Origin of the sequence: Hymenobacter lapidarius, from assembly GCF_001816145.1 — a bacterium.
GTDB lineage: Bacteria > Bacteroidota > Bacteroidia > Cytophagales > Hymenobacteraceae > Hymenobacter > Hymenobacter lapidarius.
This window is the reverse complement of sequence record NZ_MDZB01000118.1, coordinates 1-26,614: the sequence shown is the minus strand read 5'-3', so window position 1 is coordinate 26,614 and position 26,614 is coordinate 1. Positions and strand designations below refer to the sequence as shown.

Below are 26,614 nucleotides of genomic sequence, written 5' to 3'. Positions count from 1 at the left end.
TTGGCGGGCCGCCATCACCCGCTCACGCAGGTCCTGAGAATACGCTTGCATCCCGGAAAGATAAATCAAAACATGTACGCCAACCTGGGAACCGCTCTAGTGTGCAGATTAAAAGCACTTGATTTCTTTTGCCCACCGGCTAACGGCCAACGCCCGGGTCAGGAAACACAGGCCGTGAATGCAATGTCCTGCCGTAGCTACTGGCCACTAAAGTGGCGCATCGGCCCATTTTTATTCATCCGTATCGTCCTTAAGTTTGCGCCAGGGAGCGCGGCGCTTCAGCCCCGGTTTATGCCCCTAAAGTTTCCTTGCCGGCTTTTATTGATTCTATGAAACGCAACCTGCTCACCTTGGTCCTGGTGCTGGCCACCCTGTCTGGCGCTGCCCAAAAGCGCAAAAAAAGCAAGGCCCCCACCGGCCCGCTGGTATCGGCCGTGACCGTGGCGCGCGTGGTAAATGCCCTGGCCGCCGACGATATGCAGGGCCGGGGCACCGGGCAGCCCGGTGGTCTCAAAGCGGCACAGTTTCTGGCTGCCGAATTCCAACGCATTGGGTTGCAGCCCTTGCCAGGCGCCACTGGTTTCGAGCAGATTTTTCCGGTGTACGAAACGGCCGTAGGGGCGATGAGCGCGAGCCTGAACGGCACGGCTGTGCCGGCGGCGCAGCTACTGGTCTTCACCACCCAGGCCCAGCTGGAATGGACTAACCACACGCCGGCCCTGGAAATTCTCACCATCGGTCCTGACCAGAAGCCCATGAAAATTGCCCGGCGCATCACGCGCCCCAGCCAGAACCTGCTGGTGCTGCTCGACCCCGCGCACGCCGAAACGTTCAAGAACCTGCGCAATTTCATGCTGCAGCCGCGCATGCGCACTTCCCAGGCGGGCAACGCGTACTCTAGCGTTGTGCTAATGACCCCCGCCGCGAGCAAGGATTTCAAGTTTCAAGTGCGGGCAACAACCGACCAGCGCACCGTGGAGCTGCGCAACGTGGTGGGCCTGCTGCCCGGCCGTGACACCGCCCGCAGCCGCGAAAAGGTGGTGTTTTCGGGTCATTACGACCATTTGGGCATCGTGAAGCCGCTTGATGGCGACTCCATTGCCAACGGTGCCGACGACGACGCCAGCGGCACCACCGCCGTGGTGGCCCTGGCTGAGTACTTCAAGCAGAAAAACGACAACGCCCGCCCGCTCATCTTCACAGCATTTGCGGCAGAAGAAGTAGGCGGCTTCGGCGCTCAGCATTTTTCGAAACAGCTCGACCCCAACCATATCGTGGCCATGTTCAACATTGAAATGATAGGCAAAGTCGCCAAGTTTGGTCCCAACACGGCCTTCATCACCGGCTTCGAAAAATCCGACTTCGGCAAGCTCCTCCAGGTCAATTTGGAAGGCAGCAGGTTCCGCTTCGAGCCCGACCCGTACCCCGCCCAGAACCTGTTCTACCGTTCCGACAATGCCACGCTGGCCAAGCTCGGCGTGCCGGCCCACACCATCAGCAGCGACCAGATTCCGGACGACAAGCTGTACCACACCGTCAACGACGAGGTCGAAAGCCTGAATCTGCCCAACATGACGGCCATCATCCAAGCCATTGCCCAGAGCGCCAGCGGCATCGTGGCCGGCCAGCAAACTCCCACCCGCATTGCGCCCGAAACAGCAAACGGCAAGTAGCAGCGCAGGATAACGCGGTAGCCAGATTATCGCAGGAGTTAAGCCGCAACTTCCCCCGAAATCGTAAGTTGGAGGCCGAGCATGGTATCATAAATCTCTGGAAACAACGGCCGCGTTGCAACTTCTGGCTGGGCGCACCGCCGTTGCAGCTCCCACAGCGCCGCTACGGTGGTAGCGCTTGAAGCGGGCGCTACGCAGTGCTCCAATAGCTCTTCCAGCAGGCAGGCAAAAGCCCGGGCTTCCAGCTGCTGCAGGGCCTGTCCTGGCTGGGGGTGTTGGGTGTCGAAAAAGCACGCCGCTCCGAAATCCCCCAGTAGCGCCTCGCCGGTTGCGGTGACGAGGATGTTGTGCGCGTACAAATCGCCGTGCAGGATGCCCTGCGCGTGCAAATGCGCCGCTGCGCCCGCAATGCCGGTAGCAGTGCGCAGCACCGTTTCCAGCCCAAACGACGCGGTGGCGGCATACACATCGCGCGTGCACGTTTCGAAACTGGGCGGGCCGGCCAGGTTGCCAAAGGCCGGACTAATCAGCTCCAACACCAAGCCTTCGGCCTTGGCGGCCGGCTCGCTCACTTTGCCAATGAGGCCGATAAGATTGGGGTGCGCGCCAGCGCTGATGCAGGCCGCCATCTCGCTCTGCGGCAAGCCGTCGCTGGTCAGGGCCCCTTTAAATAGCTTCACGGCTACAGCTTCCGAAGCATTCCCCGGCCGGTGCAGCCGGGCCTGGTGGATTACGCCCGACGCTCCCTCGCCCAGCTGCTGCTCCAGCTCCAGCTGGCTCCAGTCTATGCTGCCGATGGGGTGCTGCGCCAGCGATGCCGCCTGCGCCGGCTCCGCAAACGGGTTGCCGGCGTAGGCCAGCCAGGCCAGCCGCGGCATGCGCAGCAGCCACTCGGGCAGCGCTGTAAGCTGGTTGGCGGCAATGCGCAACAGCTCCAGCCGCGTGCAGGCGGCCAGGCTGTCGGGCAATTCCCGCAGCTGGTTGCCGGCCAGCATGAGCTTTTGCAACTGCGAACACGCCTCAATCTCCCAGGGGATGGATTGCAACTGATTGTCGGTGAGGATGAGCCAGCGCAGCGCCGGCGGGAGAGCCGCCGCGGGCAGCGTGCGAATGCGGTTGGCCTTGAAGCCCACCATGCGCAACTGCGGGCACTGGCCCAGCACGGCAGGTACTTCGGTAAATTGATTGTTGGAGCAAAAGAGCACGCGCAGCTTCCGCAGCCGGCCCAGGTCGTCGGGCAAGGTGCTCAGGGCGTTACCCGTCAGGTTAAGCACCTCCAGCGTATCGGCTAGGTCCAGAATTTCCCGGGGAAATTCGGTTAGTCCCTCGGCCAAATCCAGGCGTTGGGTGCCCGCTAGCTTGCCGGAGCGCAGTTGTTCTAAGGTATGCATGGGCGCAAAGGTCGGGAACGAAGGCCCAGGGCGTCGCTCTCAGCCCGCCCGGATAGCCTCACACCTCCACCACTTCCCTCGTGCCGAAGTAATAAATAAGGCCCCGCACCTCGGCATACCCCAGCTCCTCAAATAAGGTGGCGTAGTTGCGCAGCAGCCGCTTGTGCTTTTCCTGCGGCGGCGGCAGCCGGAAGTCCAGCAGCGTGACCCGCCCACCCGTGCGGTTGTGCTCCTCCAGGGACGGGGCCAGCACCACGCGGTCGGGCTTGTAGTCGCGCAGCTTCACGCCGCCCACCAGAATCTCCCGCTCCGTTTCCACGCTCAGATGGGGCGCGAAGTAGGGCGCCAGGCGCGGGTCGCGCACCAGGGTTTCGAGGCTTTCGACCAGCGCCGGCCGCTCGCGGGCTCCCAGTATGCCTTCTGCCACGAGCTGGCTGGCTACGCGGCCCACGTCGGCGGCCGTCAGCAGGCGGCGCAGGGCATAGTGCAGCTTGCGGTCCCACTCGCCTTGGGCCTGCTGCTCATCAAAATCGAAGAGGGTAGTGGCGTGGCGGCGCAGTTTCAGCCGGTCTTCCCACGGGGCCGATTCCAGGTTGGTTAATGTATAAGTGTTGGGTGTTGAGGGTTGAGGGTTGCGTTTTTTTGCGGCAGGGGTGCCTTTTGATAGGACGAAGGACACTTGTTCCTCCTGCCACTCGCCGCGGCCCAGCAGGTAGCCGTGCAGCAGGTCGGCCACGTTGCGGGCCAGGCCCAGGAACGCACCGGCCACCGCGTCGTCACTGCCCTTGGTGGTTTTTTTTGCCTCGGACCGCTTGCTGATGACGTACAGCCGGTGGCGCGGCCGGGTAAAGGCCACGTACAGGGTATTGAGCCCTTCCAGAAAGGTTTTTTCCCGCTCTTCGTCGTACTGCGGGCCCAGGGCTGTTTGCTGAATGCCTTTGTTGAGGCTCACCACGGCCACGTCCGGCATGGCTGCCAGGGGCTTGTCCTGCGCTTCCAGGTGGCCCCAGAGTAGGGTGCCGCGGTGCGGCTCCAGGCTCCAGTCGGCAAAGGGCACGATGACCACGCCGTACGCCAGCCCCTTGGCCTTGTGCACCGTGGTGATGGTAATGGCCTCGCGCCCGCCCGGCGCGTTGATGCTGATGCGCCCCTTGCGCTCCTCCCAATGCGTGAGGAAGTTGCCGAGGTTGTTGCCGGATTTCAGGCTGTATTCCAGCGTCAAATCCAGGAAGCGGAACAGGTAGTCGCTTTCCCCGTTGCGGCCCAGCAGTCCGAACAGGTTCAGCAGCCGCTCGGCCAGCTCGTACAGGCCCAGGTTGCCCGTTTCGTCCTCCCGCACATCGTACCCCAATTGCCGGAGCTCGTCAAAAAAGGGCTTGCCGTGGTGCTCGTTGGCTATTTCGGCAATGTGCCGGGCCCGGGCCGGGGTAGGAGCCAGGCCCCGCACCACCCGGTCTACCAGCAGCAGGGCTTCGGCGCGCGCCAGCGTATCGGCCGGCTGGTGTAGCACCCGCAGCATGCTCACCAGCAGGTTCACGACCTCCGCAAACTCCAGTGCCAGCGAATCGGCCGAGATAATGGCATATCCCCGCTCCTTGAGAAATTTAGCAATGATTTTACTGGCGTAGCGCGTGCGGCACAGCACCGCCACGTCGGCCAGCTGGTAGCCGTCGCGCAGGGCCTGCTCCACCAGCTGCAGCGTCAGGTAGCACGTGCTTTCGTCGTAGCTCAGCACCGTATCGGCGGCATGGCCGGGGAGAGGCTCGGTGGTGTAAGCGCCTTCTGCAGCGCTGTAGCGTAGGGCCGGGGTATCTTTTTGGGTAAATAGGAGTTCGACGTGGCCGCTCACCTCACCCCCCAACCCCCTCTCCTCAGGAGAGGGGGAGCCTGACGATTCAATCAAGATGTTGACTGGCTCCCCCTCTCCTGAGGAGAGGGGGCCGGGGGGTGAGGTAACCGCAGATGGTGATAAAGGCACCTCCTGCCCAAAATGCGCGTCATAAATCCCGCTCACCAGCCCCAGCTCCGCGTGCCGCCCACTCACCGCCTCGAAAAACGAGTTGTTGAAATCCACAATCTCCCGCGCCGACCGGTAGTTCATCTGCAAGGCCCGGGCCTGCAGGGCCGGGTCCAGCGTTTCGTAGCGTAGGCGCAGCAGCTCGCGCATTTCCTCGTCGCGGGCCCGTGCCACCAGCGCGGCCGTATCGCCTTGGTGCAGCCGCAGGATTTGCTCCATCTCACCGCCCCGCCACCGGTAAATCGCCTGCTTGGCGTCGCCCACCGCCAGGCTGGAATGCCCGTTGGCCAGCGTGTTTTCCACCAGCGGCAGCAGGTTGTTCCATTGCAGCACCGACGTGTCCTGGAATTCGTCAATCAAAATGTGCTCGTACCGCTCGCCCAGCCGCTCATACAAAAACGGCACCGGCTCGGTGAGCACAACGCTGGCAATGCGCCGGTTAAACTCCGAAATCAGCACCACGTTGCGGTCCAGGCTGATTTGCTCTACCAGCTTGTTCAGCTCGCTCAGCAGCGAGGCATGAAACAGGTACGGCTGCATGGCCGTCAGCAGCGTGTAGTTCGGCAAATACTCGGCGCGCATGTTGTCCAGTGTGGCCATTAGGGCCGTCAGCGGCTCGCATACCGTATCCACGCGGGACTTGTCAGCCGGCGATTTTATTTTTCCGCCGTGCCACTTATCCTCGTTCAGGGTTTTGCGCACGTAGCTGTTCGGCGCACCATCGGCTTGCAGCAGCGCCACGCCTTTCTGCACGTATTGGCCAATGCCGGTTTTGCCGTAGTACAGGTCGTCCACGCTCACACCAGCCTGCTCTAAAATCGCCGCGCCCACCTCCTGCGTTTGCGCAAAGGCCGCCTCAATCTCCAGCCGCCGCGCCCGTATCTGCTTGTCCAACCGCCGGAAATCGGCCAGGCTCAGCTTGCCCAGCTGCGCCACCGCCTCCTGCACCGTCTCATTAAAAAGCACCCGGCCAAAGCCCGCCAGCTCCTCCGGCAGCCGGCTCCAGCTTTTGCCCTCGTCGGCCTGCCCCAGCGCATATTCCGCCAGCGTCTGCGAGAGCAGCTTGCTGTTTGGGTCGCGGTTCACCTTGTCCAGCAGCGCGGCCACGGCACTTTGCAGCACCGCATCGGTATCCAGCTCCACCTCAAACGTAGCCGGCAAGCCCAGTTCGCGGGTAAAGGCCGTCACAATCCGCTGCACGAATGAGTCAATCGTGCTCACCCCAAAATCGGCATAGTGGTACAGCACCAGCCGGAACGTGGCTGCCGCCCGCCTCCGCACTTCGGCAGCTGGTAGCCGTAATTCTGCTGCCACCTCAGCCAGCAACTCATCCGTCTTCCCCTCTTTGGGGTAAGCAAAATCCCGCAGCGCGTCCACAATGCGGTGCTTCATCTCGCCCGCCGCATCGTTGGTAAACGTGATGGCCAGTACGTGCTTGAAATACGCCGGGTCATCATTGCCCAGCGCCAGCAGCAAATATTCTTTTGTTAGTTGGTAGGTCTTGCCGGAGCCGGCAGAAGAGGAGTAGATGCGGAAGGAAGCAGGCATGGGGGTTGAGTCGGTAGCGTAAGTAAGGGTTGGCATATTAGCGCGGCACGGCGAGCCAGCTCACCATCTCGGCCGTCACGCGCACCGGCCGGCCGCTCTTCGGGTCGAGCAGCACCCAGGTGGTTTCGGCCTCGCACAGCAGCACGCCATCGTCGGCGCGGGTGAGGCGGCTGTAGCGCAGCGACGTGGCTCCGCTGGTTTCGCCTACCCAGGTAGTGGCCCGCAGCGTTTCGCCCGCAAAGGCCGGTTGCAGGTAGCGAATCCGGTGTTCGCGCACCACCCAGATAATCTGCTCCTGAAATTCCACCGGGCAAATGCTCAGCCAATGAGCCCCCGCCACATCCTGCACCCAGCGCACGTATTCCACGTTATTGGCGTGGCCCAGCGCATCAATGGCGCTGTCGGGTACCTGAAATTCGTGCGAAAAAGCGTGGGCGGGCGCGTCGAGCATACGGTATAGGTAAGGAGGAGACCAAGCAAAGGTCGGCATCCATTCAAAAAAATATCTATCGGCTTGGTCATTTGGAATTTCTTCCTATCTTTGACGCAACCTAAGAAATCAAGCCACGGTGGCCCAAAAGCTTAGCGAAACCACAACACAACCACCATGCCCACCGGAACGGTAAAATTCTTTAATGAGACCAAAGGCTTTGGTTTCATCAAAAACGACGAAACTGGCGAAGACATTTTCGTACACATCAGCGACCTGCAAGTAAGCTCGATTCGCGAAAACGACAAAGTTCAATTTGAAGTAGCTCAGGGCAAAAAAGGCCCGAACGCTGTTAAAGTATCGCTGGTTTAGTCCTGCCTTGACTTTGTAAATAAGAAAGCCCGCCTTTGGCGGGCTTTTTTTGTGCCCGGTGGGGAGAGACAGAACAAAAGAACGTCATGCTGAGCGGAGCCGAAGCATCTCGCATGTGGTAGTAATCCTTTTTCTACGATTGAATTACTAATGCACGCAAGATGCTTCGGCTCCGCTCAGCATGACGTTCTAAAATATTTGCTAGCTTTTCCCAAATAAAAACCCTACCTTTGCACCCGCATTTGAGGACGGCCCTAAGTCCGCGCAAGCCTAAGAGGGGCATAACGCATTGGCCGCATAGTTTTTTGGTTGTTTTTCCCGCCTGATTGTGACAAGGTAGAAGGAGGGGAAACGTCGCTGAGTACGGCTGTTTTCGGAGCGAGTCTCTTACCCCTTTACCTTTTTCCACATTTATGGAAGCTGAAAAAATTGTAGTTCGTTTTGACGAACTGAACCTCTCCGAGGAAGTACAACGCGCCATCACCGAGATGGGCTACGAGGAAGCCTCGGCCATTCAGGCTGCTGCCATTCCCGTGCTACTCGCCGGCAAAGACGTTATCGGCCAGGCCCAGACGGGTACCGGCAAAACTGCTGCCTTCTCCATTCCCGCCATCGACAACATCAATACCGAGAGCAAAGACGTGCAGGTATTGGTGCTCTGCCCCACCCGCGAGCTCGCGGTGCAGGTGTCGGGTGAAATCCAGAAGCTGGGCAAGTATAAGCGCGGCCTGATGGTCGTGCCCATCTACGGCGGCAGCCCCTACGACCGGCAGCTCCGCGCTCTGGAGCGCGGTGTGCAGATTGTTATCGGCACGCCCGGCCGCATCATGGACCACATTGAGCGTGGCACCCTGAAGCTGGAGAACACCACCAAAATCATTCTGGACGAAGCCGACGAAATGCTCGACATGGGCTTCCGTGATGATATTGAGTTCATTCTGAGCAAGATGCCGAAGGAGCGCCAGACGGTGTTCTTCTCGGCCACGATGAGCAAGCCCATCATGGAGCTCACCAAGAAGTACCAGCGCGACCCGCAGGTAGTGAAGGTGAACCACCAGACGATGACGGTGACCAACATCGAGCAGAGCTATTTTGAGGTGCGCGGCCCCCAGAAAAAGGACGTGCTGACCCGCATCCTCGACATGTACAACCTGAAGTCGACCATCGTTTTCGCCAACACGAAGCGCATGGTAGACGAAATCGTGTCGGACCTGCAAGCCAAAGGCTATTTCGCCGAAGGCCTGCACGGCGACATGGGCCAGCAGCAGCGCCAGAACACGCTGGACAAATTCCGCAAGAACACCATTGAAGTGCTGGTAGCGACCGACGTAGCCGCCCGCGGCATCGACGTGGACAACGTGGAGGCTGTATTCAACTACGACCTGCCCGCCGACGAAGAATACTACGTGCACCGCATTGGCCGCACGGGCCGGGCTGGCAAGTCGGGCAAAGCCTTCACGTTTGTGAGCGGCCGCGACATCTACAAGCTGCGCGACATCATGCGCTTCACCAAGGCCCAGATTAAACTGGAACAGGTGCCGTCGTTTGCCGACGTGTCGGAAGTGAAAACCACGCTGTTCCTGAACCAGATTAAGGAAATCGTGGAGAAGGGCAACCTGGAGAAATACGTGGGCCGCGTGCAGCGCCTGCTCGACCAAAGCGAGGAAATTACCTCGCTCGACATCGCCGCCGCGCTGCTCAAGATGACCATGAAAGAGGACAAGAGTGCTCAGCAGAGCCTCGACGCCAGCAAGGCCGCCGGCCAGGCGCGCCCCGGCTACACTCGCTTGTTCGTGACCATGGGCAAGAAGGACCGGATTCACCCCCGCGACATCGTGGACCTGATTTCGGAGTCGAGCAATCTGACCGGTGCCAAAGTGGGCGACATCGCCCTCTACGACAAGTTCAGCTTTGTGGAAGTCCCTTCGGAATATGCCGATGAGATTGTGGGCAAACTGGGCCGCACCAGCATCCAGGGCACTCCGGTTAGCTTCAGCATTGCGACTCCCGTGCAGGAGGGCGCAGCTAAAGAGGAAGGCTTCAACCGCACCGGCGGCGGTGGTCCCGGCGGCTTCGGCGGCGACCGTGAGCGTCGTCCCTTCAGCGGCGGCGAGCGTCGTGAAGGCGGCAGCAGCTACGGTGGCGGCTACAAAGGCGGCAACCGCGGTGGCAGCAGCTACGGCGGTGGCGAGCGCCGCGAAGGTGGCAGCGGCTACGGCGGTGGCTACAAAGGCAACCGCGATGGCGGCGACCGTCCCAGCTACGGCAACAAGCCAGCTTATGGCAACCGCGAAGGTGGCAGCAGCTACGGCAACAAGCCCAGCTACGGCAACAAAGCCAGCTACGGCGATAAGCCCAGCTACGGCAACAAGCCGAGCTACGGTACGCCCCGCGAGTATGACACGCGCCCCGAGCCCCGCGCTCCCCGCAACGAGAGCTTCGACGAATAGTCAACTCAATAATTATTCGATAAATCGTTTGGATTACCCAGCAGTGGCTGTTTAGGTGAAATTATAATAGGTTATTCAACAAAAAAGCGCTCAATTTGAGCGGCTTTTTTGTTGAATACGAAGTCGATTCGAAGAATTACTTCGACGAATCGCGCAGGGCTTTGATGGTGTCGTGGGCTTCCTTTACGCCCTGGTACTGCTTCTCAATCACCGATTTCACGGTGGAAGGCAAGTCCTGAGCCTTAAGGGCGGTTTGGTAGGCTTTTACGGCGTAGTCTTCGCCGCGCTCGCACTCGTTGAGCACGGCCGTGCTGTCTTTGCTGGTGAGTGCTGCTTTCAAGTCAATCCAGGCGCGGTGCACGGTGGCCGTGACCGAACCACTTTCGTCGGGCTTGAGGTTCAGCTTGAACATCTGGTCCTCAATTTCGGTGATGTACTCCGAACGCTGGGCCGCGTATTTTCTGAAGGTTTCTTTGAGCTTGGCGTCCTCCACGTCGGTCATGGCGTCGGCGTAGCCATTCTGACCGTCTTTGAGGGTTTCTACCAATTCGTTGAGCAGGGCTTGGGTGGCTTTGGCTTCCATTGGAAAGGGAGTAAGTAAAGTTGAAAAATTACTACCTGTTTTACTCTCTGCCCGCAGCTAAGGTTACAGCCCGGCGGCAACCGGCGCCGCCAGCGCCTGGCCGGCCAGGAAGCCCGTGGTCCAGGCCGCCTGGAAGTTGAAGCCGCCGGTGATGCCGTCGATGTCGAGGACTTCGCCCGCGAAATGCAGTCCCGGCATGCGGCGGCTCTCCATGGTTTTCAGGTCGATTTCATCAAGGGAAATCCCGCCGCAGGTCACGAACTCGTCTTTGTAGGTGGTTTTGCCGCGCACGGCCAGCGGGTACCGCAGCAGGAGCTCCAGCAGGCGGTTTTGGGTTTTGGCCGGTAAGTCGCTCCAGCGCGTATCTGCGGCCACGCCGGCCTGCTCGGTGAGGCTGCGCCACAGGCGCTGTGGTAAGCTGAATTGGGGATTGGCCGCCACGGTTTTCTTGCCGTTTTCCTGGCGGAACTGCTGCAGCCAGGTGCGTAGGGTTTCTTCCGTAAACGTGGGAGTCCAGTTCACCAGAGCCGTGCCCACGTAGCCCAGCTCGTTCAGCCGCCGGGCGCCCCAGGCCGAGAGCTTGAGCACCGCCGGTCCGCTCACGCCCCAATGCGTAACCAGCAGCGGGCCTTCATACTGCAGCTTTTCGCCGGCCAATACCACCCGGGTCTGCGGCACGCTCACACCCATCAGCTCGCTGAGGGGGGAGTTGGGCACGTTGAAGGTGAAGAGCGACGGCACGGGTTCGGCCACGGTGTGGCCCAGGGCGCGCAGCCAGTCGTAGTTGGCGCTTTTGGGGTTGCCGCCGGTGGCAATGAGCAGGCGCGTGGCGTGCAGCGTGCGGCCGTGCTGGGCCGTGCCGGCGCCGCTGAGCTGCAAGGCGAAGCCCCCGGTGGTGGCGGCCTGAACTTCATCGACCCCAACATTGGGCAGCAGGCGTACGCCGGCCCGCCGCGCGGCTTCTTCCAGGGCTTGGGCAATGGTTTCGCTGGAGTCGGTAGTAGGAAACATGCGGCCATCGGCCTCGGTTTTGAGCTGCACGCCCCGCTTGGCAAACCAGGCAATGGTATCGGCCACTCCAAACTGCTGGAACGCGGCTTTGAGCTGCTTGCTGCCGCGGGGGTAGTGCGCCACCAGCTGGGCGGCTGTGTCGCAGGCGTGGGTCACGTTGCAGCGCCCGCCACCCGAAATACGCACTTTGCCGAGGAATTTGCCCGTTTTTTCAAGTAGTACTACCTGAAGCGTGGGGTTGGCTTCGGCGCAGGCAATAGCCCCAAAAAAACCAGCCGCCCCGCCGCCGAGCACGGCCACGAGGGGTTGAGCAGCATCAATTTTCACAGCGCAAAGGTACGGCAGGACGGCGGGCTGCCGGCCGGCCTAGCAGTAGGCCAGCGCCGCCAGCACGTCGTCGTGCTGGAATTGGTAGGGCACCACGCGGCGGACCAGCTCGCTGTCAACAATTTTGCCGCTCACCCCTTTTTCTTCCTTAAACGTGGGCGCTTCCAGCTGCAGATAGGCGGCGGCGCTGGGGTAAAACACCCGCCGCAGTGGGTGCTGGGCCGCGCACACATTGAAGGTGTGCCCCCAGGCCTCGTGTTTGATGATGCCCGAGAGCACCCCCACGGCATCGGTGAGGTGCAGCAGGTTGACGGGCGCATTGCCGTTGGCCAGGTCGCGGCGGCTGGCCAGGAAGCGGCCGGGCGCCCGGTCGGGCCCGATGAGGCCTCCCAACCGCACCACCGTGCTTTTCCACTGCCCGTAGCGGGGCACAAAGTGGCCTTCGGCGCGGAGCACGTCGGAGGCCGCGTCGCGGGTGCTCATCGCATCGCCTTCGCGCATCACGCGCGCTTCATCGGGGTACACGCTGGTGGAGCTCACAAATAGCACATGCTTGGTGCCTGCCGCCGCCACCGCCCGGTGCACGGGCCGCAGCAGGGCGGGGTAGGTGCCCGCCGAGGCCGCGCGGGGCGGCACGTTCAGAACGAGTACATCGGCTTGCTGCAGCAATTGCAGGAGCTGGGCTTCACCGGAAGCACTGAAATCGGTGCCCAATTGCAATAAATGAGGCATTATTCCCGCGGCTTCCATGGTGGGCAGGAGGCCGGGCGTGGTGGTGGTGCCAAGTACCGGATGCCCGGAGGCGGCCAGCGAGCGAGCCAGGGCCATGCCCAACCAGCCGCACCCGAGCACTAACACAGTGGGGGAGGAGGCGCCCGAAGCAGTGCCCGCAGAAGCTGCGGAAACGGAACTGGTCATAGAAGAAATATGCGTTTGTAGAGTTAAGCAGCACGAAGGTGCGAATAAAATGGGTAATACTATATTTAGGGCTGAGATAATTATGTTCATTTACAGACGGGCTTGGTTGACTTGCGCACCGGCGGGCTTGTACCTTCGGCCAGCGGGCCAGCCCGCTTTTTCACACCCTACACCTGTTTTTCCGCATGAACACTCCCTATACGCAGCCCATGCTACGCGACAACGCCCTAGCTGGCAAAACCGTCATCGTTACCGGTGGCGGCACCGGTTTGGGCCGGGCCATGACCACCTATTTTCTTGAGTTGGGTGCCAATGTGACCATTACCAGCCGCAAGCTGGAGGTATTGCAGAAAACAGCCGAGGAGCTTCGGCAGCAAACCGGGGGCAAGGTGCTGGCCATTGCCTGCGATGTGCGCAAGTACGACGAAGTAGAAGCCATGCTGGAGCGCACCATTCAGGAGTTTGGCGGCGTGGACGTGCTGCTGAACAACGCGGCGGGCAACTTCATCAGCCCCACGGAGCGGCTCTCGCACAAGGCGTTTGATGTGATAGTGGACATTGTGCTGCGTGGCTCCTACAACTGCACCCTGGCCGTGGGCAAGCGCTGGATTGCTGACAAAAAGCCCGGAACCATCCTCAATATCGTCACCACCTACGCTTCTGTTGGCTCTGCTTTTGTGGTGCCCTCGGCGGCGGCGAAGGCGGGAGTACTCGCCATCACTCGTTCGCTGGCGGTGGAATGGGCCAAGTACGGCATCCGCTCCAACGCCATTGCCCCCGGCCCGTTTCCAACCGAGGGCGCGTGGAGCCGGCTCTTTCCGGAGCCACTGGCCAGCAAGCTCGACCCCGCCGCCAGCGTGCCGCTCAAGCGCGTGGGCCAGTACCAGGAGCTGGCCAATCTGGCCGCGTATCTGATTTCTGACTTCTCGGCCTATGTTAACGGCGAAGTGGTGACCATCGACGGCGGCGAGTGGCTCAATGGGGCCGGCGAATTCAACAAGCTGGAAATGCTCACTCCCGATATGTGGGACCAGATAGAGAAAACCATGCGCCGGTAGAGGAGCGTAATAATTATTTGTAATTGTCATCCTGAGCACAGCGAAGGACTTATCACCGTGCAACTGTCTTCATGCGGTGATAAGGTCCTTCGCTGTGCTTAGGATGACAGACGTTTTATTACGCCTCATTTAAAACTTATATCCCTTGTAGTCTTTACTGAATTCTTCCAACGGAATAGATTGGTTGATTACAACGTCCGAAAATTCAAATTTTTCGAATAACCCTTTGTCGTCATTTACCTGCACCATGGTGGGTAAATACGTTTTGGGGTCGACGCAGACGGTGGTGCGGCGGCCGTAGGCATTGGGCACTTGCAGCACCTTGCCTTCCGGAATCTTATCGCCGATGGTGAGGCCGTTGCGCTCAATAACGCGGTATTCGCCGCAGCCAAACCGGTCGGCCACCGTGGCGATGGTCTCGTTTCTGCCGGCTTTATAGCTCACGTAGCGAAACTGGGGGTAGTCGGAGCGCAGCACGTGGCTGGTGCGGCCGAGGATGGTGGTGTCGCCAGTGTAGCGGAAGGAGCGGCTGAAAGCATCGTTCTGGCGCAGACCAGTGGTACTCAGCAGGTCGGAGATGGTACCAAATCCGGCCTGGAGCGCGGTATGGTGCTGGTTGCCCCGCATGAGCTTGCCATTGGGGTCCAGGCTGATGGTGATGTAGGGAAAGGCGGCGGGATACACCCACGCGTCGCCCCCGTTCTGCCCGCTTACCCACAGCACCTCAACCCCTTTCTGGTTTTTAATGTAAATCCGCAACGGCTTGTAGCTGATTTTCATAATGCTCTGGGCCCGGTTGATGCCGGAGCCAATCCGCTCCTGCGCTTTTACGTTGCAGCGCAGCGTTTTCAGGGTTTCAATGGCGCTGCTGAGACGGCTCGTGAGTTGCTCAGTGGAGAGGGTGGGCGGCGCGGGAGCCGAAGCATCGGCCAATGCCAAAGCCCCGAGGGGAAATACAACGCGAAATAGACTTGCAGTGAACAGAAATAAAGCCAGCATAAATAGGGATGCAGAAGAAAATTAGGTAGATTAAATTATCGGCTGCAATAATTTGTTAATTCAAACCAGTAAAGTGAAATCTGTAGCCGGACTGTCAAAGACAGTCAGCTAATCAATTTCCACGCCATGAAAATACGGGGACAGGTCGAACGGTCATACAGCCGACTGCACTGCACTGCTGTATGGGTGCTCAACCCGCTTGAGTAGAATTTGAAATGTGCTGTAGTGGAGTACAGGCAGCCCGGCGATATTTGCAAATACAGCGGTTTTCACGCACGATGAATAAGAACTGCCGAGGCCCAGGCCCTTTATTAAGGCCTTGCCTGCCGTGGCGCTTTCTAGGAATGGCCCAGCTCCGCAACGCTGGGCTGCTCGGCGTCGCCCAAGGCGGGTTGGGCGGCTTCGTCGGGCTGAGCAGGGGCTGCGCGCTCGATGGCAGACTGGCCCCGGCCAGCGCTTCCCAAGTACGGAAGCGGGTGATTTCCGTGGAGAAATGCCCCATAAACCAACCAATTAAGCTCAGGTCATCCAGAAATCCTACTACGGGAATAAAATCGGGGACGAGGTCGATGGGCGACAGCACGTAGAGCAGTACCGCCAGGCCCGTCACCACGGTGCTCTTGGAAATGTCGCGGTAATCGCCGCTGATAAAACTGCGCACCATGCGCACGAGGGTAAGCGCAACGTCGAAAAGCTGCCTGAATTTATTGGTCTTGCTGCCTTTATCCGCTAGCTTATCAGCCGCCTCATTGAGGATGGTTACTACTTTGAAAGGAGTGCCCAGCAGCTTTGTGGCGCGGCCTATGAAGACGTTAAACAAAACGTTCTTGGAAATTTTAAGGCCTTTGTCGGTAAATGAAGACATGGAGAGAAAACGGGGATGAGTCAGCTCCGCATTACGCGCAACGAATCCTTCGCGTTGTTCAGCTTCCGGCTTTCCGCTCAAAAAAGGGCGTCGTGCCACCCACCCAGTCTTTGTCCTTGTTAAAGTCAACGCCAATCATCTCGCCTCGACTCAACCGGCATAAGCCCGTGAGGAGTTGGGGCCGGGCCGTGTCTTTGGGCCAGATATAAAGCAGGCGAATCTCGCTTTTCACCAAGCCGTCGGGCGATTGCACGACGGGCTCGTACACCACTTTGCGCTGCAACAAAAAATTCTGTTTGTCCGGTAAGGCATCCAGTTCAGCGGCGGTTACGTGCAGGCGCACGCGCGCCGGCAAAGGAAAACAAGGGCTTGAGCACGTAATTGTGCAGGTCTTCGGGGTAGGTGGTGAGCGCCGACAAAAAGTGGCTGGGCGGCACAAACGGGCCTTGCAGCAGCGGCAAAGTGTACTTGCTGATGCGGAAAAACCAATTGGGATGCCCCACCCAGGTTACGTCAACGTCCTGCGTTAAATCAAAGGACAAATTGAGCTCGGGATGCTGGGCTAATTCGTCAAAAATAACACGATTATAAATTCGTTTTATTTTAATTAATTCGCCGTTATTCTCGTAAAATAATTCCCGCCCAACACGCTGTATCTGCGTGATGCAGACGGCTTTAACACCCCATAATTGATTAGATAAAAAGAAATCAATTCTCGTTTTCTGCTTTTTTGGAAATAGCTCCAATAAAATAACCTGCTCAGCTGGTTCGCCGGCCAGAATAAACTGACGCATCTGCTCCTGATAGGAATCAAAATCAGCCACCTCAATAAACGGGCTGACTGCATCGGAAATAGGGTAGTGCCGGCGAAATTCGCCGGGGAGCCAGGATTGGAAGGCATACAGGGACGGAAACCCCTGCATTTCGATTAATTGCGGTTCCAATTCGCCGTTTTCGTCGCGGCAAACGGCAAAATCAAAGGTGAGAAACTCAGGGCGGTCGTCTTCGTTGGGCACGCGCTGGTGCGGTGGAATGGCACCTTCGGTTAATTCCTTGAAATCCGGCCGCTCAATTACGTTAATGATGCTTTCGCCGGCCGCAATTAGTTTATCACGCAGGCCGGCGGGCACAAAAACAGGCGTCTCCGCCACCCGAAAATCGAGCTGTCCCGGCAATTGCTGGTCAATGTCGGCCAGCATGGCTTGGTAGGTGGCCGGGCTAAACGCGGCGTTGAACGTGAGGCGGTGTTCCGGAATCATAACGCGAAGGATTGGTGGCCGCGCGGGCGGGACTTACGCAGCCGTGAGTTGACCCAACTGGGCCAGGGCACGTCGCAAAAAAGTGGGTACGATGACCGATTCGGTCCGTTCAATGGTTTCGGAGTCGGCCAGCAGGTGCACCATTTCCTCGTACTTATCGACGCCGTAAGTAGTTACTACTTGCTGCTTGCGCTCGTCGGTGAGCATGTAGCGGAGCATGCCTTCGCCGTCGGCTTCGGGGTGAAACTGCGTGCCGAAGACTTCCGGCGTGAAGCGAATGGCCATCACGGCGCGCTCCAGGGGCACGTGGGGCCGGTCTTTCTCCAGGCACAGCACCTCGGCGCCCAGTTCTTCCAGCCGGGCTTCATTGAGCTGGGTGAGTTGGTAATCCCGCGAATCAACAATAAAGAACGGGTCCCCGAGGCCCTGCAGCACGGGCTCGTGGTGGCCGGCAGGGGTGAGGTGCACCGGCAGCACGCCGAACGAAGTAGACTTGCGCCGGCTAATTTCGCCCACGCCCAGGTGCCGGCTCACCAGCTGAAAGGAGTGGCAGATGAGCAACAGGTGCTTTTTCTGGTCAGAAGTGCGGTTGTGGGCCAGCAGGGAATCGATGAAAGCAAAGTAGCGCGGCTCCCAGGCCTCATCGGAGGGCAAGGGGCTACCGGGCCCGCCGCTCGAAATATATAAGTCGTACCCCAGGTCGGGCAGGGCGTTTTCGGCCCGCACGTTAAAGGTGTCCACCTGGAAAGGCAGGCCGTTTTCGGCGGCGCCGCGAACCAGCAGCTGCCGAATGCAGCGCATGCCTTCGTTCGGCGCGTTGTTATACATATCCAGAATGGCAATGCGAATAGTATCCATAATAAAGCAACAGGGGTAACAGCCGGCCGGGCTGGCAAATAAAAAAAAGTTGAGCAGTAGCCCAGATAAAAAAAGAAGCAACGCCAACCGGACGGCGGGCGTTGCCTCCACAAAGGTAATTTGTTTACAGGCCGTGGGAAGTCTCGGCCAGAATATAGTCGACCACCTTGCTCAAGTCGCCGGTTTCGCGAAACACCCGAAGCTGGCGGTCGGCGCCGGTGCCCATCTCCATCATCTTCAGTACGTATTCTACCTCGTGGCGGCTGCCTAAGTCGTCCACCACGTCGTCCACGAAGTCCAGCAACTCCAAAATCAGCTGGCGGGTGGGGATTTCCTCCTGCTTGCCGAAGTCAATCATGTTGCCGTCGAGCCCGTAGCGGGCGGCGCGCCACTTGTTTTCTTTGATGAGGGCGCTGCGGTAAACGCGAAAATTCAGGTTCTGGGACTTCAGCTTGTAAATTTTCGCCACCAGGGCTTGCATGACGGCGGCAACGGCAATGGTCTCGTCGGCCCGCATCATCATATCGCAAATCCGGTATTCGATGGTGTCGAAGAACGGGTGGAGGCGAATGTCCCACCAGATTTTCTTGCCGTTGTCGATGCAGCCGGTCTTGATGAGCAGCTGCAAAAACTCGTCGTAGTCGCTGGCGCTGTGGAAGTAGCCCGGAATGCCCGTGCGTGGAAACCGCTCAAATACCTTGGTGCGAAAGGACTTGTAGCCCGTTTCGCGGCCTTCCCAGAAGGGGGAGTTGGTGCTGAGCGCAAACAAATGCGGCAGGAAATAGCGCAGCGTGTTCATCATGTACACGCCAATCTCGCGGTTTTCGATGCCCACGTGCACGTGCATGCCAAAAACCAGGTTGGAGCGGGCAGCTTCCTGCAGCTCCTCCACAATTTTGTCGTAGCGCACGTCGGGCGTGATGGGCTGGTCCTGCCACCGGGAAAACGGGTGCGTGCCGGCGGCGCCAATCTTCAGGTCTTGCTTATCGGCCAGCTCCATTACCTGGCGGCGCAGGTGAAACACCTCGGTGCGGGCCTCCTCAATGTTGTGGCAAATATTGGTGCCCACTTCCACCACCGCCTGGTGCATTTCGGCCTTCACCTGCTCGTGCAGGGTCACGCGGCCGCCCTCCACTATTTGCGACAGGTGGGAGCGGAGCTCCCGGGTTTCGGGGTCAATGGTTTGAAATTCTTCCTCGATGCCGAGGGTAAACGTGGGCATAGCCATAGACGGAGTGAGCTGATTGCGAGAAGAAGTAACCAATGGTCGGCGCGTGAGCCCACGCGCCGGACCGCCAGAATTTAAGGTGCTGCTACCCGGCCTTGTCAGCTTTGGGCTTTTTGGCGGTGGGGGCTTTGGCCGTGGCGGCTTTTTTAGGAGCGGCCGCCGCCTTGGGTGCAGCTTTGGGCGCGGCTTTGGCGGCGGGCTTCTTGGCGGCGGCTGGTTTGGCCACGGTGAAGTGGGTGTCGTGCCCGGCGGCGCGGTGCGGGTGCACAAACGTGCCCCAGGTCAGGTTGTCCTGGCCGGGTTTCTGGGCTTGGGCGCGCGCAATGGCCATGTTGGCCGCGGCTTCCACCACCCATTCAAAGTTCTGCTCACCCACCGAGTTGATGTCGGCGTCGGGGGCCGGGTTGCCGAAGTCGATGGCAATGGGAATGCCGTCGCGCACGGCAAATTCCACCGTGTTGAAGTCGTAGCCGAGGCCTTCGTTGAGCTTCAGCACGTACTCCTTCATGGTAGCGAGCAGCTTTTCGCCGGCCTCACCGGTCGTTTTCATCTCGGTGGCGTAGCGCAGGTGCGGCTCGTTGCGGGGCTCGTAGGGCATGATGAGCACTTCGGTACCGCCAATGCAGTAGCAGCGGAAGTAGTCCGTGAAGTCGATGGATTCCTGGAAAAGCATCACCAGCTGGCCGGTTTCGGCGTAGGCGCGGAAAAAGTCGTCGGGCGAATTCAGTTTGTACACGCTTTTCCAGCCGCCGCCCGAGTGGGGCTTCATGTAGGCTGGGAAACCGATGTGCTGGAAGGCCGCCTCCCATTCCATCATCGACAAATTGCGGAAGCTGCGTTCGGAAGTGTCCGTGGGCCGCTCTTTGCTGGGGAGCAGCAAGGTTTTGGGCACGGGCACGCCAAGGCGCACGGCCAGGGCATTGTTGAAGAACTTTTCATCAGCCGACCACCAGAATGGGTTGTTGATGACGGCCGTGCCCATGAGGGCCGCGTTTTTGAGGTAAGCGCGGTAAAACGGAACGTCCTGCGAAATCCGGTCGACGATAACCGCGTAATCTGGAGCCACGTGCTGCTCCACCTGGTCGATTTTCACAAACTCCGCCATAATGCCCTCCGGGGCTTTCTGATTAATGCGGTCGATAAATGCCTGGGGGAAGGTGTTTTCCTGTCCGAAAAGAATGCCGATTTTTTTCATTGCAAAGGGTGCTTGGGTGTGGTAAGGGGATGAATAAGAGGGTGGAACGGCAGCAAGGGCCTGGCTACCGGCAAGCGCGGTGCGGTGTGTCCGGCTCTGGTGCGCGCAGCATGGGCGCGAGGCAGCCCCGCAAAAGCCGCCGTGTGCCCGCTTGCCCGATGACGCCTAAATCGTGCTGAGGTACTGCGGGAACATTTCGCGCCACACGGGCCAGTCGTGGTCGCCGAAGGGCTTCACGTCCAGTGTGTAACCGATGCCTTTCTCGCTCAGGATGCGGGAAATGTCGAAGGTGGAATTTTTGCAGAAGTCGTGCTCCGCCGTGCCCAGGATGATATTCATCCAGTGGAAATGCTCGCTCTGCGCGCCGGGCAGGTACTCGGGCGGGTTGTTGAAGTACACATTGTCGTCGTGGTAGCCGTCCATAAACTGCCGGATGTCGAATGCGGCGCCCATGGTAAAGAGGTGCGCAACCTGGTCGGGGTGGCGGAAGGCAAAATTCAGCGCCTGGTAGCCGCCAAAGCTGCAGCCGGCCACGCCAATCTTGTCCACGTTGCATTCCTGCTGCAGCATGGGCACCAGCTCGTCGCTCAAAAACTGGTCGTAGAACCCGTGGTTCTTCACCCGAACGGAAGGGTGCAGGTGCTTGGCGTACCACGAAAACCGGTCGATGCTGTCGATGCAGAATAGCTTGACGCGGCCGGCTTCTATTAAGGGGCGGGCCGCCTCGATGAGCTTAAAGTCACGGGCTTCGTTGTCGTGGCCCCCCGAAGTGGGGAAAATGACCACGGGAAAACCCCAGGTGCCGAAAACCAGCATGTCAATATCCTGGCCGAGGTGGTGCGAGTAAAAACGACGGTGTTGTTCGTGCACGGGGAGGGCGAATGAAGGTGAAGGGCTGAGAGACTAGTGCCCTGTACGGCAAACTAGTAAAAAATAACGGGCTCGCCATATTCGCCCGGTTTCGGGGCCACTTGCCCGCCAACTCAGGCGGGTGGCGTTACTTTGTTTTATGCTTCCCGATGCTTCCAGCCCCCCGACCATGCCCACCGGCACCCGATTAGTACGGGAAGTTCTGGCCTCCAGCTTCTTGGCGCGCGACGTGGAGATAAGCATCCTGCTGCCGCCCGGCGCTTTAGCCGCCCGCCCCGAGTATCCCGTGCTGTACCTCAACGATGGGCAGGACCTGGAGCGCCTGCATTTTCAGGCCACACTCGATAAATTGTACGCTGCCCACGCCGTGCACCCCTTCGTGGTGGTGGCCTTGCACGCCAACGAGCAGCGCGTGCAGGAATACGGCACTGCCGCGTACGCCGACTTCAACGGCCGCGGCAGCCTGGCCGGCGCCTACTCCCGCTTTCTGCTGGAAGAGCTGCTGCCTTTTGCGCAGGCTCGGTACCAGGCATCGGCCAATCCCGCCCACGCCGTAATGGCGGGCTTTTCGCTGAGCGGCCTCTCGGCCTTTGACGTGGTCTGGCATCATCCCGAAGCTTTTGAGCGGGCGGGCGTTTTTTCCGGCTCGTTCTGGTGGCGTCACCGGGCTGTGGGCGCCGGCTACACCCCCGCCGACCGCATCATGCACGGGCTGGTGCAGGCCCGCCCGCCGCATCCCCGCCACCGGTTCTGGCTGCAAATCGGCACGCTGGACGAGCGCAACGACCGCAACGACAACGGCGTCATCGACTCCTTGGAAGACTGCCTCGACCTGATTGATGCGCTCATAATGGGCGGAATGGACGTCAACCAAGCCATTCGCTACGTGCAGGTAGAAGGCGGCCATCACCATCCCGACACCTGGGGCCGGGTGATGCCCGATTTTCTGACCTGGGCGTTTGGGCAGGATGGCAGCACCGCCGCGCTGCCGGCACCGCTCCCCGTGGTGCGCCTGCACCTCGACCCTACTCTGGTCCCGGCCATTGTGCCGCCCACCGCTCCCGCTGCTGCTACCGCGCCGCCCGTTGTGCTTGCGCCGCCGGTGGGGGCAATGTTGCCGCCTGCTGTTTCCCTCATTTCTCATTTGTACACACCAGTCATGCCCATTTCGCGCCCCGCCGATGGCGACTTTCTGCACTACGCCGGCAGCTACATCAACCTCGTGCCCGAAGGCACCGACCCGCGGGAAGCCCTGCGAACCCAGACTCAGGCCATTCAGGAACTCTTTTCCGGCCTGACGGAGGAGCAGGCTGAAAAATCCTACGCCCCCGGCAAATGGTCGCTTAAGGAAATGCTGCTGCATCAAATAGATTCCGAGCGCGTGTTCGGGTACCGCGCCATGCGCTTTGGCCGGGGCGACAGCCAGGATTTGCCAGGCTTCGACCAGGACGAGTACGTAGCTTTCAGCGGCGCAAACAGCCGCTCCGTGGCCAGCCTCCTGTCAGAGTACGAGGCTACCCGAGCCGCTACCCTGGCCTTGTTCAACAGTTTCACCGACGAGCAACTGGACCGCCGCGGCACCGCCAATGGCGGGCCGAACACCGTGCGGGCCCTGCTGTTTATCGTGCCCGGCCACGAGTTGCATCACCTTAACATCATTCGGGAGCGGTACCTGCCTATTCTTTGAGATTTCCGCAAAATTTCTACCTTCGCCCGGCACAACACACCGGCCGCCTCGCGCGTTGGCATTTCATCATCTTAGCTTTTACTAAACTAACCCTTCTTTTCAACCATGGCCAAAGCCCAGGACGCCCGCAAAGAGAAAAAGAAAGAACCCGTCAAAACCACCAAAGAGAAAAAAGCCGAGAAGGACGAAAAGAAAGTTGCCCGCGCCCGCAAGCAAGAGTAATTTGCCTGAACCGCGGATTTATCGGATTATTCAGATTTCGGAGACGACTCCTCAGCCGACCCAGCAAAAGAGCCGCTCATTGAGCGGCTCTTTTGCGTTTCTATGGGCTCACGAAGGGACCAGGCCAATGGCCCAGTACGAAGTCACCCACAAAATCCGACGAATTCGATAAATCCGCGGTTCAGACAGTATAATACGGCTCTTTTTCCTTGTCGTGGTGGCGGATGTAGCCGTGCAGCACCAGCTTGATGAGGGTTTGAAAGGCGCGGCGCTTGCCAAAATTTACCAGTTTCATGTACTGGCCCAGCGTGATGCGCGGGTGCGTGCGCAGGTACTCCAGCACGGCCAGCTCCTGCTTGGTGAGCGGGAGATTTTCGAAGCGGGCCTCGGGCTGCTGGCGTTCCAGTACCTTTTCGGTGAGGCCGCTGGTTTGCACGCTGGCATTGCGCACACGAACGTAGCCGCGCCAGTCGCCGGGAGCCACCTGGGCGCGGTGCGGCTTGTTGGCGCTTTCGGGCACGGTGACTACCAGCACGGTGCGGCCATCCTCCTCCAATTCCTTGAACTGTAGAGTGGTGAGCGGTGGCTCCACGTAATGCCGGGCAGCTTCGCGCAGCACATACAGTTCTTCCTCCGCATCGCGGACGCCCACAATACGGCCGGCATCGTCGACGCCCACCAGCACCTGGCCCCCGCGGGTGTTGGCCAACGATACTAGGGTGCGGGAAATGCGAGAGGGGTGGGTGGTTTTCTGTTTGAATTCCAGCGCCTCGCCTTCGCCGCGCGCAATCAGCTCAACTAAATCCATGTCTCATTATACGGAGGCTGCAAATAAAAATGCCGCCTCCGATAAACGGAGGCGGCATTTTTGAGAAACTACTGAGGCTGATTAAGCAGCCCCAGCGAGACGGTGCCTAGAAAGGCAGGTCGTTGTCGTCGTCGCTGGCGATGGGAGCCGCCGAAGGCTGAGCGCGCAAGGTGGGGTTCTGATTTTGAGCTGCCGGGCGGGGAGCCGCCTGCTGCTGTTGGCCGCCGCCAAAGCCGCCGCCGCCATTGCCACCCGAAGCAGCCTCAATCTTCCAGGCTTCTAGGTTGGTGAAGTACAGCATCTGGCCGTTTTTGTTGAAGCCACGGCCGCGCAGGTTGAAGGTAACCTTCACCTCGTCACCCATTTTGTAGGGGTCGATGAGGCTGGTTTTATCCTGAACCATTTGAAACTTAATATGCTCGGGATACTGGCCGTCCTGGACTTCGAGCACGAACTCGCGCTTGCGGAATTTCTCGCTTACCTGCTGTTCGTCAAATATTTCGTGCAGCCGGCCGGTTACGTCGTATGCCATAAAAGTAAGGTGTTTGGGGATTAGAATTCTTGAGGGTCAAACCTACGAAAAAAAACACTAGCCGCCCGCTGCCCGTTCCCCGGGAGTACCTTTGAGGCCAATATTCCTCACATTTTTATTCCCGAATGTTCGCTCTTGCAATCCACGGCGGCGCTGGCACCATTGCCCGCGCATCGCTGCTTCCGGCCGATGAAAAACGCTACCGTTCCGCGCTCGAAGCAGCCCTCGACACGGGGTACGGCATGCTGCGCGACGGCGCCTCCGCCCTCGATTCGGTAGAAGCCGTGGTGCGCAGCCTCGAAGACTGCCCGTTGTTCAATGCCGGGCGCGGCGCGGTGTTCACCCACGAAGGGCACCACGAGATGGACGCCGCCCTCATGGCCGGGCACACCCGCCGGGCCGGGGCCGTGGCCGGGGTGCGCCAGGTGCAAAACCCCATCCGGGCCGCCCGCCTCGTGATGGACCAAACCGAGCACGTGCTATTAGCCTACCCCGGTGCCGACGAGCTGGCCCGCGAACACGGCCTGCCCCTGCAACCGCCGGACTACTTTTTTACCCAGCACCGCTTCGACCAACTCCAGGAAGCCCTGCGCGAAGGCCGCATGCGCCTCGACCACAGCCAGGCCACGCCCGCCGCGGCCCCGGACCCCAACTGGAAAAAAGGCACCGTGGGCGCCGTAGCCCGCGATGCCCACGGCCACCTCGCCGCCGCCACCAGCACCGGCGGCATGACCAACAAGCGCTACGCCCGCATCGGCGACACGCCCCTCATCGGGGCGGGCACCTGGGCCGATGCCCGTTGCGCTATCAGCTGCACGGGGCACGGCGAATATTTTATCCGGGCGGTGGCGGCCTACGACGTAGCGTGCCTGATGGAGTACAAAAACCTTTCCCTGGAAGAAGCCTGCCGCGTGGTGGTGCACGACAAGCTGGGCCCCGACGGCGGTGAGGGCGGCCTAATTGCCGTGGACGCCGCCGGCAACGTGACCTTGCCCTTCAACTCCGATGGCATGTACCGCGGCAGCCGCACCGAAGGGGGCGAGGCCATGATAGCCATTTATAAGTAGGGTTGTTGGTTGTCGGTTGGTAGTTGTTAGCGTTCTGACAACTAGCAACGGATAACCAAAAGTCCGCGCCTTGGCCTGCTACCAGGTGTAGTGGACCAGCGGCTTGATTTTGCGGTCGTACACTTCTCGCACGGCCAGCATTTGCTCTTGTGTGAGTGCGGGCAAGTCGGCGGCCTGCAGATTGGAAATGATTTGCTCGGGCCGGGATGCTCCGGGAATTACGCAGCTGACTTCGTCGAACATCAGAATCCAGCGCAGGGCCAGGGCTGCAAGTTGCGGTTGGTCGGGCAAGGCCGCTTTTAGCTCCTCTACTGCGGCCAGACCGGTCTCATAATCAACGCCCGCGAAGGTTTCGCCTTTGTCGAAGGCCTCGCCGTTGCGGTTAAAGTTGCGGTGGTCGTCGGCGGAGAAGCTGGTGTCGGCCGAGAACTTGCCGGTGAGTAGGCCACTGGCCAGGGGCACGCGCACTATCAGGCCCACGTCGCGGCGGGCCGCTTCCTTAAAGAGCAGCTCCGGGGCCCGCTGCCGGAACATGTTGAAAATGAGCTGCACCGTGGTCACGTTCGGAAATTCGATGGCCTTTAGTCCTTCCTCTACTTTTTCGACACTCACGCCCAGGTGCTGGATTTTGCCTTCCTCCCGCAACCGGTCGAACATCTCAAATACTTCGGGCCGGTAATAAACCTCGGTGGGCGGGCAATGCAGTTGCACAAGGTCAAGGGTGTCGAGCTGCATGCGGCGCAGGCTATCTTCCACAAACTGGCGGAGCGCGGCGGGCTGGTAGGCATCGGCCACGTGCGGGTTGAGGCGCCGCCCGCATTTGGTGGCCACGTGAATCTGCTCGGAACGCGAGCGAACCAGCCGGCCCACGGCCTTTTCGCTTTCGCCGTCGCTGTACACATCGGCGGTATCAATGAAATTGATGCCCGCGTCCGCGGCCGCGTTCAGGATGTGGTCGGCGTTGGCGTGGCTGAATGGGTCGCCCCATTTTCCCCCTACCTGCCAAGTGCCCAGGCTAATTTCGGAAACGGAAAAGCCCGTCTTGCCAAGCTTGCGATAGTTCATGAAGTTGGGGTTGTGGTAAGAAAAAACGATAAAGCGGCCGGCTGTAGGGAAGCCCCGGGAGCCCGGTACGAAACTTACCGTACGCAAGCAGGCCAGCTGGGTAGCAAAAAGAGCCCGCTTATCCATAAGATGAGCGGGCTCCCTATTAAATAACCCAAGTTGCGGATTATAGTCCAACTTG

The 26,614-nt window shown here is 59.8% G+C and carries 23 protein-coding genes; 6 read left to right on the top strand and 17 right to left on the bottom strand.

Annotated elements, in window-relative coordinates; all coding sequences use genetic code 11:
- Positions 1 to 329: 329 nt before the first annotated feature.
- On the top strand, positions 330 to 1,673 hold the full coding sequence (locus tag BEN47_RS12975) for a M20/M25/M40 family metallo-hydrolase (RefSeq protein ID WP_070728825.1): 1,344 nt from the start codon (positions 330 to 332) through the stop codon (positions 1,671 to 1,673).
- Positions 1,674 to 1,711: 38 nt separating this feature from the next.
- Here BEN47_RS12975 and BEN47_RS12970 read toward each other — a convergent pair whose 3' ends face one another.
- Genes BEN47_RS12970 through BEN47_RS12960 form a run of 3 tightly spaced genes read right to left on the bottom strand, consistent with a single transcriptional unit; the run spans position 1,712 to position 7,080 of the window.
- Positions 1,712 to 3,064, bottom strand: coding sequence for a leucine-rich repeat-containing protein kinase family protein (locus BEN47_RS12970; protein ID WP_070728824.1), 1,353 nt, complete (start codon positions 3,062 to 3,064; stop codon positions 1,712 to 1,714).
- A 58-nt stretch (positions 3,065 to 3,122) separates the two neighbouring features.
- Entirely contained in the window at positions 3,123 to 6,629 is a 3,507-nt protein-coding gene (locus tag BEN47_RS12965) for a UvrD-helicase domain-containing protein (protein ID WP_070728823.1), read from the bottom strand.
- A gap of 37 nt (positions 6,630 to 6,666) precedes the next feature.
- Positions 6,667 to 7,080, bottom strand: a complete 414-nt coding sequence (locus BEN47_RS12960) for an acyl-CoA thioesterase (protein ID WP_070728822.1) — start codon at positions 7,078 to 7,080, stop codon at positions 6,667 to 6,669.
- Between the two features lie 156 nt (positions 7,081 to 7,236).
- On the opposite strand from BEN47_RS12960, the gene BEN47_RS12955 reads away from it, so the two are divergent.
- Positions 7,237 to 7,431 (top strand): cold-shock protein, encoded by a 195-nt coding sequence (locus BEN47_RS12955; protein WP_035564390.1) that lies wholly within the window; start codon positions 7,237 to 7,239, stop codon positions 7,429 to 7,431.
- A gap of 413 nt (positions 7,432 to 7,844) precedes the next feature.
- Complete coding sequence (locus BEN47_RS12950) at positions 7,845 to 9,881, top strand: DEAD/DEAH box helicase (RefSeq protein ID WP_083322402.1); 2,037 nt, start codon at positions 7,845 to 7,847, stop codon at positions 9,879 to 9,881.
- 136 nt (positions 9,882 to 10,017) lie between these two features.
- Here the strand turns inward: BEN47_RS12950 and BEN47_RS12945 are convergent, their stop codons facing one another.
- From BEN47_RS12945 to BEN47_RS12935, 3 genes are all read right to left on the bottom strand, one after another.
- Positions 10,018 to 10,464, bottom strand: coding sequence for a PA2169 family four-helix-bundle protein (locus tag BEN47_RS12945; protein WP_070728821.1), 447 nt, complete (start codon positions 10,462 to 10,464; stop codon positions 10,018 to 10,020).
- 63 nt (positions 10,465 to 10,527) lie between these two features.
- Complete coding sequence (locus BEN47_RS12940) at positions 10,528 to 11,802, bottom strand: BaiN/RdsA family NAD(P)/FAD-dependent oxidoreductase (RefSeq protein ID WP_239691598.1); 1,275 nt, start codon at positions 11,800 to 11,802, stop codon at positions 10,528 to 10,530.
- 39 nt (positions 11,803 to 11,841) lie between these two features.
- Positions 11,842 to 12,720: a Rossmann-fold NAD(P)-binding domain-containing protein gene (locus BEN47_RS12935; RefSeq protein ID WP_070728820.1), complete on the bottom strand. Its 879-nt coding sequence runs from the start codon at positions 12,718 to 12,720 to the stop codon at positions 11,842 to 11,844.
- A 185-nt stretch (positions 12,721 to 12,905) separates the two neighbouring features.
- On the opposite strand from BEN47_RS12935, the gene BEN47_RS12930 reads away from it, so the two are divergent.
- A complete protein-coding gene (locus tag BEN47_RS12930) occupies positions 12,906 to 13,778 on the top strand; it encodes an SDR family oxidoreductase (protein WP_070728819.1) in 873 nt (290 codons plus the stop codon).
- 129 nt (positions 13,779 to 13,907) lie between these two features.
- On the opposite strand, the gene BEN47_RS12925 is transcribed toward BEN47_RS12930, so the two are convergent.
- From BEN47_RS12925 to BEN47_RS12895, 8 genes are all read right to left on the bottom strand, one after another.
- Positions 13,908 to 14,777, bottom strand: coding sequence for a DUF1571 domain-containing protein (locus BEN47_RS12925; protein ID WP_083322400.1), 870 nt, complete (start codon positions 14,775 to 14,777; stop codon positions 13,908 to 13,910).
- 190 nt (positions 14,778 to 14,967) lie between these two features.
- Positions 14,968 to 15,642 (bottom strand): YkvA family protein, encoded by a 675-nt coding sequence (locus BEN47_RS12920; RefSeq protein ID WP_070728817.1) that lies wholly within the window; start codon positions 15,640 to 15,642, stop codon positions 14,968 to 14,970.
- Between the two features lie 58 nt (positions 15,643 to 15,700).
- Complete coding sequence (locus BEN47_RS22695; RefSeq protein ID WP_317039515.1) at positions 15,701 to 15,985, bottom strand: hypothetical protein; 285 nt, start codon at positions 15,983 to 15,985, stop codon at positions 15,701 to 15,703.
- Positions 15,960 to 16,841: a hypothetical protein gene (locus tag BEN47_RS12915; protein WP_317039514.1), complete on the bottom strand. Its 882-nt coding sequence runs from the start codon at positions 16,839 to 16,841 to the stop codon at positions 15,960 to 15,962. Before BEN47_RS12915 ends, BEN47_RS22695 begins: the two co-directional genes overlap by 26 nt.
- 93 nt (positions 16,842 to 16,934) lie before the next feature.
- Complete coding sequence (locus BEN47_RS12910) at positions 16,935 to 17,759, bottom strand: type 1 glutamine amidotransferase (RefSeq protein WP_070728816.1); 825 nt, start codon at positions 17,757 to 17,759, stop codon at positions 16,935 to 16,937.
- Positions 17,760 to 17,883: 124 nt separating this feature from the next.
- On the bottom strand, positions 17,884 to 18,981 hold the full coding sequence (locus tag BEN47_RS12905; protein WP_070728815.1) for a carboxylate-amine ligase: 1,098 nt from the start codon (positions 18,979 to 18,981) through the stop codon (positions 17,884 to 17,886).
- Positions 18,982 to 19,072: 91 nt separating this feature from the next.
- A complete protein-coding gene (locus tag BEN47_RS12900; protein WP_070728814.1) occupies positions 19,073 to 20,182 on the bottom strand; it encodes an ATP-grasp domain-containing protein in 1,110 nt (369 codons plus the stop codon).
- Between the two features lie 165 nt (positions 20,183 to 20,347).
- Entirely contained in the window at positions 20,348 to 21,052 is a 705-nt protein-coding gene (locus BEN47_RS12895) for an alpha/beta fold hydrolase (protein WP_070728813.1), read from the bottom strand.
- Between the two features lie 139 nt (positions 21,053 to 21,191).
- Between BEN47_RS12895 and BEN47_RS22180 the strand changes: the two genes are divergently transcribed.
- Positions 21,192 to 22,739: an alpha/beta hydrolase-fold protein gene (locus tag BEN47_RS22180; protein ID WP_239691597.1), complete on the top strand. Its 1,548-nt coding sequence runs from the start codon at positions 21,192 to 21,194 to the stop codon at positions 22,737 to 22,739.
- Positions 22,740 to 23,142: 403 nt separating this feature from the next.
- On the opposite strand, the gene BEN47_RS12885 is transcribed toward BEN47_RS22180, so the two are convergent.
- Both BEN47_RS12885 and BEN47_RS12880 read right to left on the bottom strand, forming a co-directional pair.
- Positions 23,143 to 23,769 (bottom strand): AlbA family DNA-binding domain-containing protein, encoded by a 627-nt coding sequence (locus BEN47_RS12885; RefSeq protein ID WP_070728811.1) that lies wholly within the window; start codon positions 23,767 to 23,769, stop codon positions 23,143 to 23,145.
- A 106-nt stretch (positions 23,770 to 23,875) separates the two neighbouring features.
- A complete protein-coding gene (locus tag BEN47_RS12880; protein ID WP_070728810.1) occupies positions 23,876 to 24,301 on the bottom strand; it encodes a DUF3127 domain-containing protein in 426 nt (141 codons plus the stop codon).
- 125 nt (positions 24,302 to 24,426) lie between these two features.
- On the opposite strand from BEN47_RS12880, the gene BEN47_RS12875 reads away from it, so the two are divergent.
- Positions 24,427 to 25,368, top strand: a complete 942-nt coding sequence (locus BEN47_RS12875; protein ID WP_070728809.1) for an isoaspartyl peptidase/L-asparaginase family protein — start codon at positions 24,427 to 24,429, stop codon at positions 25,366 to 25,368.
- A 78-nt stretch (positions 25,369 to 25,446) separates the two neighbouring features.
- Here BEN47_RS12875 and BEN47_RS12870 read toward each other — a convergent pair whose 3' ends face one another.
- Positions 25,447 to 26,433, bottom strand: coding sequence for an aldo/keto reductase (locus BEN47_RS12870; protein ID WP_070728826.1), 987 nt, complete (start codon positions 26,431 to 26,433; stop codon positions 25,447 to 25,449).
- Between the last annotated feature and the right edge of the window lie 181 nt (positions 26,434 to 26,614).

Coding starts and splice junctions, on each gene's coding strand:
- BEN47_RS12975 (WP_070728825.1), top strand. CDS start 330: ATGAAACGCAACCTGCTCACCTTGGTCCTGGTGCTGGCCACCCTGTCT.
- BEN47_RS12970 (WP_070728824.1), bottom strand. CDS start 3,064: ATGCATACCTTAGAACAACTGCGCTCCGGCAAGCTAGCGGGCACCCAA.
- BEN47_RS12965 (WP_070728823.1), bottom strand. CDS start 6,629: ATGCCTGCTTCCTTCCGCATCTACTCCTCTTCTGCCGGCTCCGGCAAG.
- BEN47_RS12960 (WP_070728822.1), bottom strand. CDS start 7,080: ATGCTCGACGCGCCCGCCCACGCTTTTTCGCACGAATTTCAGGTACCC.
- BEN47_RS12955 (WP_035564390.1), top strand. CDS start 7,237: ATGCCCACCGGAACGGTAAAATTCTTTAATGAGACCAAAGGCTTTGGT.
- BEN47_RS12950 (WP_083322402.1), top strand. CDS start 7,845: ATGGAAGCTGAAAAAATTGTAGTTCGTTTTGACGAACTGAACCTCTCC.
- BEN47_RS12945 (WP_070728821.1), bottom strand. CDS start 10,464: ATGGAAGCCAAAGCCACCCAAGCCCTGCTCAACGAATTGGTAGAAACC.
- BEN47_RS12935 (WP_070728820.1), bottom strand. CDS start 12,720: ATGACCAGTTCCGTTTCCGCAGCTTCTGCGGGCACTGCTTCGGGCGCC.
- BEN47_RS12930 (WP_070728819.1), top strand. CDS start 12,906: ATGAACACTCCCTATACGCAGCCCATGCTACGCGACAACGCCCTAGCT.
- BEN47_RS12925 (WP_083322400.1), bottom strand. CDS start 14,777: ATGCTGGCTTTATTTCTGTTCACTGCAAGTCTATTTCGCGTTGTATTT.
- BEN47_RS12920 (WP_070728817.1), bottom strand. CDS start 15,642: ATGTCTTCATTTACCGACAAAGGCCTTAAAATTTCCAAGAACGTTTTG.
- BEN47_RS12915 (WP_317039514.1), bottom strand. CDS start 16,841: ATGCTGGCCGACATTGACCAGCAATTGCCGGGACAGCTCGATTTTCGG.
- BEN47_RS12910 (WP_070728816.1), bottom strand. CDS start 17,759: ATGGATACTATTCGCATTGCCATTCTGGATATGTATAACAACGCGCCG.
- BEN47_RS12905 (WP_070728815.1), bottom strand. CDS start 18,981: ATGCCCACGTTTACCCTCGGCATCGAGGAAGAATTTCAAACCATTGAC.
- BEN47_RS12900 (WP_070728814.1), bottom strand. CDS start 20,182: ATGAAAAAAATCGGCATTCTTTTCGGACAGGAAAACACCTTCCCCCAG.
- BEN47_RS22180 (WP_239691597.1), top strand. CDS start 21,192: ATGCTTCCCGATGCTTCCAGCCCCCCGACCATGCCCACCGGCACCCGA.
- BEN47_RS12885 (WP_070728811.1), bottom strand. CDS start 23,769: ATGGATTTAGTTGAGCTGATTGCGCGCGGCGAAGGCGAGGCGCTGGAA.
- BEN47_RS12880 (WP_070728810.1), bottom strand. CDS start 24,301: ATGGCATACGACGTAACCGGCCGGCTGCACGAAATATTTGACGAACAG.
- BEN47_RS12875 (WP_070728809.1), top strand. CDS start 24,427: ATGTTCGCTCTTGCAATCCACGGCGGCGCTGGCACCATTGCCCGCGCA.
- BEN47_RS12870 (WP_070728826.1), bottom strand. CDS start 26,433: ATGAACTATCGCAAGCTTGGCAAGACGGGCTTTTCCGTTTCCGAAATT.